Annotated in this window: 17 protein-coding genes; 2 read left to right on the top strand and 15 right to left on the bottom strand. The window is 46.6% G+C overall.

The window, feature by feature from the left end; all coding sequences use genetic code 11:
• The 9 genes from FFI61_RS17890 to FFI61_RS17460 all read right to left on the bottom strand — a co-directional run.
• Positions 1 to 210, bottom strand: a 210-nt coding sequence (locus FFI61_RS17890) for a hypothetical protein (RefSeq protein ID WP_227715041.1), incomplete at its 3' end; no start/stop codon positions are given.
• Positions 211 to 284: 74 nt separating this feature from the next.
• Positions 285 to 842 carry a hypothetical protein gene (locus FFI61_RS17495; RefSeq protein WP_200371898.1) on the bottom strand — a complete coding sequence of 186 codons (558 nt, stop codon included), beginning with the start codon at positions 840 to 842 and terminating at the stop codon, positions 285 to 287.
• Between the two features lie 113 nt (positions 843 to 955).
• On the bottom strand, positions 956 to 1,357 hold the full coding sequence (locus FFI61_RS17490) for a hypothetical protein (RefSeq protein WP_200371897.1): 402 nt from the start codon (positions 1,355 to 1,357) through the stop codon (positions 956 to 958).
• A 39-nt stretch (positions 1,358 to 1,396) separates the two neighbouring features.
• Complete coding sequence (locus FFI61_RS17485; RefSeq protein ID WP_200371896.1) at positions 1,397 to 1,777, bottom strand: hypothetical protein; 381 nt, start codon at positions 1,775 to 1,777, stop codon at positions 1,397 to 1,399.
• A 96-nt stretch (positions 1,778 to 1,873) separates the two neighbouring features.
• Positions 1,874 to 2,185 (bottom strand): hypothetical protein, encoded by a 312-nt coding sequence (locus tag FFI61_RS17480; protein WP_200371895.1) that lies wholly within the window; start codon positions 2,183 to 2,185, stop codon positions 1,874 to 1,876.
• 101 nt (positions 2,186 to 2,286) lie between these two features.
• A complete protein-coding gene (locus tag FFI61_RS17475; RefSeq protein WP_200371894.1) occupies positions 2,287 to 2,619 on the bottom strand; it encodes a hypothetical protein in 333 nt (110 codons plus the stop codon).
• Positions 2,620 to 2,722: 103 nt separating this feature from the next.
• Positions 2,723 to 3,334 (bottom strand): hypothetical protein, encoded by a 612-nt coding sequence (locus tag FFI61_RS17470; protein ID WP_200371893.1) that lies wholly within the window; start codon positions 3,332 to 3,334, stop codon positions 2,723 to 2,725.
• 108 nt (positions 3,335 to 3,442) lie between these two features.
• The gene (locus tag FFI61_RS17465; protein ID WP_200371892.1) at positions 3,443 to 4,438 is read right to left on the bottom strand and encodes a hypothetical protein; all 996 of its coding nucleotides are present in this window, start codon (positions 4,436 to 4,438) and stop codon (positions 3,443 to 3,445) included.
• A 123-nt stretch (positions 4,439 to 4,561) separates the two neighbouring features.
• Positions 4,562 to 4,885: a hypothetical protein gene (locus FFI61_RS17460; protein WP_200371891.1), complete on the bottom strand. Its 324-nt coding sequence runs from the start codon at positions 4,883 to 4,885 to the stop codon at positions 4,562 to 4,564.
• 90 nt (positions 4,886 to 4,975) lie between these two features.
• Between FFI61_RS17460 and FFI61_RS17455 the strand changes: the two genes are divergently transcribed.
• Positions 4,976 to 5,302 (top strand): hypothetical protein, encoded by a 327-nt coding sequence (locus FFI61_RS17455; RefSeq protein ID WP_200371890.1) that lies wholly within the window; start codon positions 4,976 to 4,978, stop codon positions 5,300 to 5,302.
• A 73-nt stretch (positions 5,303 to 5,375) separates the two neighbouring features.
• On the opposite strand, the gene FFI61_RS17450 is transcribed toward FFI61_RS17455, so the two are convergent.
• The 5 genes from FFI61_RS17450 to FFI61_RS17430 form a co-directional block, all read right to left on the bottom strand.
• Positions 5,376 to 5,720, bottom strand: coding sequence for a hypothetical protein (locus FFI61_RS17450; RefSeq protein WP_200371888.1), 345 nt, complete (start codon positions 5,718 to 5,720; stop codon positions 5,376 to 5,378).
• Between the two features lie 483 nt (positions 5,721 to 6,203).
• Positions 6,204 to 6,551: a DUF3024 domain-containing protein gene (locus tag FFI61_RS17445; protein WP_200371889.1), complete on the bottom strand. Its 348-nt coding sequence runs from the start codon at positions 6,549 to 6,551 to the stop codon at positions 6,204 to 6,206.
• A 102-nt stretch (positions 6,552 to 6,653) separates the two neighbouring features.
• A complete protein-coding gene (locus FFI61_RS17440) occupies positions 6,654 to 6,998 on the bottom strand; it encodes a hypothetical protein (RefSeq protein ID WP_200371888.1) in 345 nt (114 codons plus the stop codon).
• Positions 6,999 to 7,105: 107 nt separating this feature from the next.
• Complete coding sequence (locus tag FFI61_RS17435) at positions 7,106 to 7,507, bottom strand: hypothetical protein (protein ID WP_200371887.1); 402 nt, start codon at positions 7,505 to 7,507, stop codon at positions 7,106 to 7,108.
• A 92-nt stretch (positions 7,508 to 7,599) separates the two neighbouring features.
• Positions 7,600 to 8,994 (bottom strand): P-loop NTPase fold protein, encoded by a 1,395-nt coding sequence (locus FFI61_RS17430; RefSeq protein ID WP_200371886.1) that lies wholly within the window; start codon positions 8,992 to 8,994, stop codon positions 7,600 to 7,602.
• Between the two features lie 177 nt (positions 8,995 to 9,171).
• Here FFI61_RS17430 and FFI61_RS17425 point away from each other — a divergent pair, with 177 nt between their 5' ends.
• Positions 9,172 to 9,630 (top strand): hypothetical protein, encoded by a 459-nt coding sequence (locus FFI61_RS17425; RefSeq protein ID WP_200365884.1) that lies wholly within the window; start codon positions 9,172 to 9,174, stop codon positions 9,628 to 9,630.
• Between the two features lie 78 nt (positions 9,631 to 9,708).
• On the opposite strand, the gene FFI61_RS17420 is transcribed toward FFI61_RS17425, so the two are convergent.
• Positions 9,709 to 10,167 (bottom strand): GNAT family N-acetyltransferase, encoded by a 459-nt coding sequence (locus FFI61_RS17420; protein WP_200371885.1) that lies wholly within the window; start codon positions 10,165 to 10,167, stop codon positions 9,709 to 9,711.
• Positions 10,168 to 10,325 lie beyond the last annotated feature (158 nt).

Genomic DNA, 10,325 nt, shown 5'->3' with positions numbered 1-10,325 from the left:
AATACATGTTATATCAAATGTTAAGTTTTCACCGTATGAAGCTGAACCCAAGATTAATTGATGAATACCTTCCCCATAAAAGCGATAAAAATACAACCCCTTCAAGTGTTTAAAACCACGACCGGCTAAGTTATCAACTAGACCATGTTTTTTGGCCTCTCTCAAAAACTGAATGCCGGTTGTCAATTTTTTGTACTCACCATTTTGCATAACGCCAGCAGCATGCGCGCCCTTGAAATGGAGCCGAAGGCGCAATGTAAAGGGCGTCGCCGTGCCTGCATTGGTTATGCTTTTGCTTCAGACCGGTAACGTCGTGCATCAGTAATAAACCACTCTAACATTTGCCAGTGATCTAGTTTTGTAGCCTCATTGCCCATGCTTTTCCGAATTTCCAGCAGAAACTTCCCGACAAGCGAAATCATCTCTACGATCTCATTCTCGGAGGGCGTTACACCCTGCTGCTCTCCGCGCTGGAAAAAGTATTGCATTAGGTCATTGTATGATGTGACCACGCTCTCGGAGCCAACAAGTGACATCTTGAATGCCTTTCTTCGATACTCCTGAGAAAGTAACTTCTGTTGCGCTATTTGATTTTTGTCGCGGGATTTATTTTTGGGATCTGACTTCCAGGCTGCATCTGAGGTGAAGAGGATTACGAACGGCTCAAGAATATCATTGTAGGTCTCGATTCGGTCGTCTCTGAGCTTATCTTCCAGCTGAAACTGCCTATCTAGACCGACCCTTATCCTCCAACCTATTCCGCTAAGTATCAGAACCAATATGGGAGTAGCGATGGCCCCTATTGCCGTGACCACTTCAAGCCAATTCGCACTATCTTCCATGAACTCTCCTTCTTAGAGCATAACGCTGAAGCACAGCGGCGACCTTGGAGTGGCGACGAAGGAGCCACGTAAAGGGCGTCCGGCGGCCATCGGCCGCGAACTGCTGCGCCTTGTTATGCATGTTGAGCCACCTTGCGAGACGCCACGATGAAAATGATTAGCGGCAGCCATACCAAATTAGCCAGAATGGCCGCTTTCAAGCTATAGGGTGCAAACATTAATCCGTAGACCGCCCACGCTGGAAGGTTGAGCCAGGCGGAGACAATGTCAGATGCCCAAAAGCCCTGGCAGTGAAAACCAATCACCATTGCATCAGTAAGATAGCAACCAGCAGATTCAGCAGTCAGCACACCACGCCCGATGAACAATGCGACGAGGATATCTGCTAACACTGCCAAACCGATCAATGTCAGCGCTCCACCTGATAATTTTTTAGCGATTGACCAGTTCATCATCCTGCATAACGCTGAGGTAACCGGCGCCGGAGCGTCAGCGGAGGGAACCAAAAGCGCCACGCTTTTGGCGTCCGGTTGACCGACTGGTTATAGGGCCGGTTACTCACTGATTAATTTACCATTTTCCCAGAATTCGTTTACTCTATCCCACCATATTTTTGATTCTGGCAGTAGATAGAGTTCAATTGACCTGGCATTGCTCTCGCCTTGAAGTCCCTCAAGCAAACCGATGGTTGCAGCTTCTCTAACATAGGGACTGCCCTCGGTGTGCCAGCGCTCTATTACAGCAAATAACGCGTCAAGCTCAGAGTCTTGCTTCTCTTCTACCAGTTTAGAAATATGTCTAGAAAGGTCGCCTAGAGCCAGATACAACGGCAGATCCTTTTCACCATCCCATTCAGCGATAAATTCTTTCCACGCAGGCTCAAAGCTAGGGCAAGCTTTGAGAGCCAATTCAAACATTTCGTGCTTATCAATCATGGTTCCCAAAGGCCCTATAACGCGAAGCTTAGCGGCGCCCTTGTAATGGAGGCGAAGCCGCAATGAAAAGGGCGTCCGGCGGCCATCGGCCGCGTACTACAGCGACTTGTTAAGAGCCGAAGCACCTGAACGTATTCTAGAGACGCTGGACTCGGCGAGGCTTCCCACCAAGATCAGAGAACCCAGCATGGGAACGCCAAGAACGAGATACATCCCTGCCCAACTCATATTCCTAAGTATGTGAGTTGCATCGCACGCCAAGAGCAGCCCATGCTGCAGCACAACCGGCATCTGCAAAATAATATGTTTTCCTTTTGGATCGCTGATGAATTGCGCCCAAACCACGCAGCCAAGTGAAGCAATCAGGTAAAGAGAGCAGAGAACCATCCCTGTTTTGGTGATGCGCATAATTTTCTATGGCCTCTTAACGCCGAAGCACAGCGGCGCCACGACAGTGGCGTCCGGCGGCCTTCGGCCGCGAACTGCTGCGCCTTGTTATAAGCTCTATACTACTGAATTGAATCAATAATTTTATTTCTCACAAGCTCAACCGAATCCCTATTGTAGCCAGCAACCGCAACCATGAGTTTGCTTTGGTTAGCTGATATTTCTATACATTTAACTACAACACGGTTCGACTTTACGTTCCCGTATATTCCGTACTCATTCTCAACCTGATTTTCTAGCCCCAAGGCTTGCAGGGCATATGAGCTTTGTATCTCGCAAGCCTCTTTGGATTTGCTCAGGTCTTTAAACCATGACCAAAGCTCAGGCGGTTTTTCCTCAGCGAGAGCTGATCCTGATAATAATAACAAAAGAATTAAAACTGCCTTGTTGATCATGCGGATTTCCCTACGGCTTATAACGCCAGCCAGCATGCGCGGCTACGGAATGAAGGCGAAGCCGCAATGCAGTAGACGTCGCCGTGACTGGCATGGTTAGAGCTCAATTACCGCCATCTGCTACTTTCCGAGCGCTGTGATAAGGCCAATTAAGAGTTGAAAAGAACAACGCTAGAGCAAGAAGTAGGATAGCCATTATGCTGAGGCCAAAGAATTGTAGCTGGTTTTCTGGTCTTGAAACTGCCGCCGCAACAACCACTGCAATTGCATAAACTCCCACACCCCAGCTAGTTAAGGTGACGAACCATCGCATCGGATGCTCCCACCATTTTATTTTGGCCTTTACCTTTGATCCATCCAAATATATGGAAGGATATGCCCGCCTAAGATCGTGCCAGCCAATCTTACTTTGGTTCTTGCTATAGAATTTCAGCAAAGCCGAGCGCATGTCCCTTCCCGCTCGTATACCGTAGTATTTGGCAAAGAGCTCCTGTTCGATATGCTCTTGGAGCAGACTGTTTGCATCCTTGCTAAGTTTTCCAGTTTCCAGGAGCTCATGAGCTTGGGAAAGATCCTTTGTTTTCTTTTCCGAGAAATGAGCAAAAATTTTAAAAGGTTCTTTCTTCAGGATATAAAAGACCCCAAGCATTAAGAAGCCGTACCACAGATCACCTGCACTGAGATTCTCAACGAACTGATACAAAAGCTTATCCATCGACTCTTTATTAACTCCCTGTGACTCTCTAACGCCTTGCTCACCGGAAAATTGGGAGCGCAGCGAGTAATTTTTCCGCGTGCAGCAAATTGTTAGCATTGGTCGAGTCTAAGCAATCAACCATTTGATAAAATCGTAAGATGCGCTTGTGGCAATACCCACGACAACCGTACCTATAATGCCAAAAATCGACCAAATAACTGAAGATCTATTTCTTGCCGAGAAATCTGCAATCAGCTTAGCGTCGCCTTTGTTGATGTTTAGATATGACAATGCCAAATAGCTATCAATTGACAGCTCCAACTTTCTTAGAATAACTTCTGCAACTCCGCCAACAACAACAAATATTGACGCATATGCGACCAAAAACTTTAAAGCTTCATTAGAGTTAAAAACAGAGCTGTCGATAGCACTTGCTGTAAAAAGGCCAAGAACTGCGTAAATCGAAAGCTTTCCGAATTTTGATATTAGATGGGACACTTTTTTAAGATTTTTAATAATTTCGATATTTTTTGACTCATCACACCCCCTAACCCATTCATCAAACATAGCTGTAAAATGACGTGCTTTCACATAGTCTGAATAATGAACTGTAATGTTCGCGGTCGTAGTTACCATGTTACTTATTATTGCTGAAGATATAAAAGGAGGCGCCTCGTTCTCTATTTGATGAAGATCCGCGACTCTTGACCTTACATGAGCCATAACCTTATAATTTTCGAAACTATCTTCTTCTTTGTCATAAATGGAAAATGAATAAATAAGCAAAACATTAGATGTAGGATTTGGGTTCGTTAGATTTCTCGACTCAAACTCCTCAAATGAGTTAAATTTCTCAGATTCTCCTTCATTATGAGAAACTGATATTCTGACATTTATATTGCTTTTTATCGGCTTTAAAGAAATTATGGATTGAACTGTTTTAAAATGAAGTTCTTTGATATCTGAAAATTTCACCAAGATATTGTTTTTGTATGACTTTGATATCTCTTCATTTTTTGCATTTATCTTCTGATGCATTTTGAAGAACAAATCTATTTGAGCATCATCATGCCGAATCATCCCTCGATTTTCATTTTCAACAACTTCAGATATTCCATTCATTAGTTCGAACTCCAAATTTTCTATAAATGATGCTAACGCTTTGGTTTAGCGGCGACTACGGAGCGCAGCGTAGTAGGCGTCCGGTGTAGGGCCGTCAGGCCCGGAACGTACTACAACTACTGGTTATGACTGTAGCCCGAAGACGATGAGAAATTTTATCCCAAGGCTGGCGGCGATGCCCAAGATAATGATGGTGTAAAACGCGAGCGAATTACCGTGGTACCTGTCAATGAGCCAGAAAAAAATGAATCCCGTTAACAGGTCGTAAACGAGGGTGATGCCGAGGCTCATGCCTACCAGAGCCGAGAACCCATCTATGACAGCAAGCACCAAACCGACGGCTAAAAAGGAACCTGCATAAATTGCTGCTGTCTGCCCAGGACGAGCGGTGTTCATTACGTGGCGAATGCAGTAGATCAGTATTGCTAATTTCAGAACTAAACCCAATTTACCTCTCCTTAGTAGTCATAACGCTGAAGGTAACCGGCACCGGAGCGCAGCGAAGGGAACCAAAAGCAGTAAGCTTTTGGTGTCCGGTTGACCGCCTTGTTAGAAGCCGGTTCACCCGATGGTTTCCAGTCCACTTCTCAGCTCGCATGCGAACGCCAAAGAAGCCCCGCATCTGCTCGCGATCCGGCACCGATACGAACCATCAAACTACCCGTCCTGATCACAGTTTTCGGCGAACGGCCCCACAACCTGGGCACCCTGCCGATAACCCGAAAGATACCAACGCTGGCTTCCAAATTGGGCGACAGATTTGCTGGCCTTGGCAACGATGCGAAACCAGAAGCTACCACCGAATTTGCCGCCAAGGCCCATGCACCCAACTACTATAAAAATGACCGGTGCATTGGCTTATAACGCATGCATAAACGGCGCCCGACTAGGGCGTCCGGTGGAGGCCCATCGGGCCGGAACGAATTTAATGCACTTGTTATAGCAGTGCGCCTAATGCACCCACAACAAGGGATGCCGCCGCGACCATGAGCGAGGCAGATGATATATACAGCGCTCTTTTTGATGACTTTTGCGCATGGTCGTATTGCTTGTAAGCAAGATAACCAAAGACGGCTTCAGGCCGCAGCCGCCAATCATATACTTGAGATTGACCAGGTGGTGGAGCCTGCATGTGCGCGTTAATAAAAAAAGTGTCTCGGACAGATTCGAACTCCCTTTCCGTCATCTTGGCTGCCGACAACCCCGGCTCCATATGGTAAGAACCCTTTTGGGAGATGGCGTAGTCGAGCAGCTTTATATACTGATGTTCCTCAATGCTCATCTGGTACTCTTTTTTTGGCTATAACGCTGAGCACAGCGGCGACCTTGGAATGGCGACGAAGGAGCCATGGAAAGGGCGTCCGGCGGCCATCGGCCGCGTACTGCTGCGACTTGTTAAGGGCCTGTTTACCCTTGGTTTTTGATTGGGCACCCAACGCTGAATGCCCACTCCCGATACCTTGTACCAACTTGACCCATTGCGCCAGGAACCAGGCCACCGAATGAGCGGAAATTACCCGACGATTACGCCGGATTGCCCCGCGACCTGAACTCCAAATTATCCGCCGAAACCGTTACCAGACGGAGGGCTGTTTTCTGCCTGCTGGCGACCTGCCAAGCCGCAGCCAAACACCAGACCAAAGAACGCCGGAGCAAGGCCTTTAACGCCAATATTCAGCGGCGACCTTTACGCAGCGAAGCGGAGAAAAGGGCGTCCGGTGGAGGCCCTTCAGGGCCGGAACGAACTGGAATGACTGGTTATGTGCTACCCAAAGAAACAGCCATTCTCGTCGGCATTCACGATAGCAAAAAATTCCTCGATGGAGCGTGACTCAGGTTCTGGCGTGTACAAATGCCACTTCAGATCACTGCGCATCCAGTAGATCTTCCAGCGTTGAGATTTCTTGACGAAGGTAGCTTTTGCCACCGGTGATTCAATGATCGTTGACGGCTCGCGGAAATGCGGTCGAATCTCGACAATCTGCACGCTTTGGCCAGAAACTCGAACGTCTAGGTCTAACTTGGGTCGGATCTCGACTGGCGGCCTCCGGTCTTCCAGAAATTCAGAGGCGGCGCGCTCAATTTTGTTTGCTTCAAACTCACTGAATGCCATAAGGATTCTCTATGGGCACGCCCACATAACGCATGCATAAACGGCGCCCGACTAGGGCGTCCGGTGGAGGCCCATCGGGCCGGAACGAATTTAATGCACTTGTTATAGCAGTGCGCCTAATGCACCCACAACAAGGGATGCCGCCGCGACCATGAGCGAGGCAGATGATATATACAGCGCTCTTTTTGATGACTTTTGCGCATGGTCGTATTGCTTGTAAGCAAGATAACCAAAGACGGCTTCAGGCCGCAGCCGCCAATCATATACTTGAGATTGACCAGGTGGTGGAGCCTGCATGTGCGCGTTAATAAAAAAAGTGTCTCGGACAGATTCGAACTCCCTTTCCGTCATCTTGGCTGCCGACAACCCCGGCTCCATATGGTAAGAACCCTTTTGGGAGATGGCGTAGTCGAGCAGCTTTATATACTGATGTTCCTCAATGCTCATCTGGTACTCTTTTTTTGGCTATAACGCCAGCCATAAGCGGCGCCCTGACAAGGGCGTCCGGTGGAGGGCCGAAGGCCCGGAACAACCTTCATGGCCTTGTTATGTTTTTAATCTGGAACACAGTCATGAGTCCAGAAAATATCGTCTATTTCGAGGGCTTCCAGATTGCCCTCAATTTTTTCATACAACTTTATCTTTGGGTGTGCCTCAATATATGCACGGAGGTGCTGCCTAAAGTAAGCCATTGCATTGACTAATACATCAAACTCAGACCATGCCTCAATGGTTTTTTTAATGCTTGGGTATGCTGGGTTAGTTTCGTTCTTCTCTCTTTCTTCAATCTCTACGCAGCGCGTCATGCTGCGATTATGAATTTCTGGAAAGCCCGTTATCTCAGCTTCAATTGTGTAGTGATCAGAACATAATTTATTAATGACTGACATCTCGAACCAAAGCTCGTCTACTTTGCGGCGAGTTTTACCATAATATAATGATTTCTTGATGCTCATGCAGTCCTCGCTAGAACATAACGCTTTGGCTTTGCGGCGCAACGGAGCGCCAGCGTAGGTGCGTCCAACAACAGCCACTTGTTAGCAGTTTCTCACTTAAAACGGGAAGCCACCTCGATTTTATTGACTAGATAGCTCAAAGCTCCAACCCCACCATTCCAGTCAAAGTCCTTAACTAGCTCTAGGATCCGATTAGCCCTGTGCTTTTGTTCCGTTGTAGCGTCAACAGATTCAACTATCTTGCTATAAGGTGTCAGAATTTCATCATGTCCGTGTGGGTGCGATTTACAAACGATAATGTATGCCTCAAGAGCCATGCCATAATTTGTCTCCAGTAACGCTTCTGACCCCTGGATTCGGCTAAACCTGTCCAGGAGAACATTTGGAGAAATTCGTTCAGATATTAAATCGTTATAAAGGTCCGGCTGCTTTACCTTCAGAACTATAAGAAAACAAAGAAATAATGGAAATAGCTTATAATCGTGGGGCGTTGTCCTGATCGCTAAGTTAAGAAGAGAGCAGCAATGCTCCTGCTCTCTAAGTGTCAACTGGAAAACATCGAATAACTCTTCGAACATTTTCAGTGCGTGCTCATGCTCATATTGAACACCGCGACCGTTTTTTTGTGAAAAATAATCTGAGAACGAGTACTTATGAAACAGCGCCTTTACGAATTTTCCCTTATCCGGCGGTGGCAGAAGGTAATCAAAATCAATAAACCTACGTAAATAGCCATTTACATTGAGGCCTGAACCGTAAATAGCCTTGATCGAAGATCCTAACTGCAACTTGTCAGCACCTAAAACGAAAACTATGTTTTGTACATTGAAGAAGTGCTTTGCTTTCTCTAAGACTTCTATAGAGTAATTAGGACGACATCTGTCTAATTCGTCGATTATGAAAACTAATGGTTTTGGGTTGTCCTCGTCAGATATGCTAGAAGCAAAATCTGTTAATGCGTTTCTGAATGATTCCAAGGATTGCTTAGATTTTTCGTACTGTTCTATTTGTTCTTTAGCAATCGATTCCGCAAATGCGGATAAGGCCTGTTCGGTTAAATCATCTAAATCTAGTGCTCCAGCTGTAGCCATCTTTGCTGTAACAGGTATAGATCTTTTTAGTAGCATTGTGCTTATTGTCTTTGCTTTAGCGAAGTACTCTTTTGCCTTAGATTCATCACCAGTTCTTGATAGCTCAGACAAAGCAGAGGAGATCTCTCCAATTAAGCTAACCAACGCGTCTTCGGAAAAGTCGTTTTCCCAAGCATTAAAATAGATAGTAGGCACTTCGGAATTTTTTAGACTCTGCTGCCACATCCGAAGAAAAGTCGTCTTACCTTGGCCCCAGGGAGCATCAATACATACAACTAAAGGTTCATTTGCGGAGACAACAAATTCAGTCAATGCATCTGCGCTTTCTTTTCTATCTAGATCATCATTACAGAAAGGGTTGTCCTCAGGTACCTCAATATCTCTACTTTTGAGCAAGATTAAATCTCCCTATCGATTGCTAACGCTTGCAGCATGCGCGCCTGCGAAATGGAGCCGAAGGCGCAATGTAGTAGGCGTCGCCGTGCCTGCACTTGTTATGTGTTTGGCTTCACTAGTTTAATGGCATACACCTTGCAACACTTAATTTTTAACTAATGATACTAGGGGCTAACCATGCAAATTGGAAGTGCAATAGCGACTTCAGCTATAACACCAACACAAAAAAGCGGCAACAATATGCCGCCCCAAACAACGATGACTGGCAACACACAACCCAACCAACCGCTAGCTCGTGAACTTGCCGAAACATTTGACCCAAAGAATATGAACTACAACGAGTCAATGGCTCTTGCCAGCGCCTTAATGAAAGCTGGCGAGGGTGATTTAAGCTCAGCATTCCTCCCCCCGCCACTTCTAAAGGTTAATAGTGATGGGAGTGTAATCGACACAACTGGAACGCCGGAAGCGGATGCTAAAATGAATAATAAATTCAACATGTTCGAAACGCTTACAGCTAGAATTGACTTTAATAAAAGTATGAATTTGCCAACAGACTTACTTGAGGATGCTTATTCCTTTTTAGAGAAAGTTCAAGTCGCCCGTAACACGCCGAGTATCAATGAGTACACATAACGCTTAGGTAACCGGCACCGGAGCGCCAGCGAAGGGAACCAAAAGCGGTACGCTTTTGGTGTCCGGTTGACCGTCTGGTTAAATTGCATGTCTATCCACCCTCAGGTGAATCAGCGCAACCCGATCTCCGTTATAATCGACCCGTTGCTCAATGTCGTAAGGCTGGAAACCAAGCTTTCGGTAAAGGAGCAGCCCTGCAGCGTTTCGATTAAAACATGACACTGAAACCGCTTCAGCGTGATGCTTCTCGAACCCCAGAGTGAGCATGTGATTAATCAGATAACTCCCGACCCCAGAACCTCTAACCTCAGACGCAACAACAACGTTACCGATTGAACATATCCCTTCCTTCCACCGGTAAAAATTAGCGAATGCAACTACGCGCCCCGCGAATTCCACGACCGTTGAGTCGGAGCGCATTTCGATGCACTGGCGCAAGTCAGTTTCCGACAATGGAAAAGACGCCCTTGGAAAGCAGCAGAAGAGCTCTTCTCGTGTCTCCGGTAGCTTACAAATCTTTGGGATATCGTTTTCCATTACTTCTCGGTGGTGCACAGGCTCCCTCCATGCAATTTAACACCTAAGCATTTAATGGTCGTGCGCAGCATGACCTTTAAATGTCTGTTGGACTAAGCCGCCAGTGCCGCAGCTAGCGAACGGTGCATAAGGATAAAGTAATTTGGGCGCTGGGCCGG

This window comes from Marinobacter sp. DY40_1A1 (assembly GCF_016597815.1).
In the GTDB taxonomy this organism is placed as follows: Bacteria; Pseudomonadota; Gammaproteobacteria; order Pseudomonadales; family Oleiphilaceae; genus Marinobacter; species Marinobacter xiaoshiensis.
This window is presented reverse-complemented; position numbering and strand designations above follow the sequence as displayed.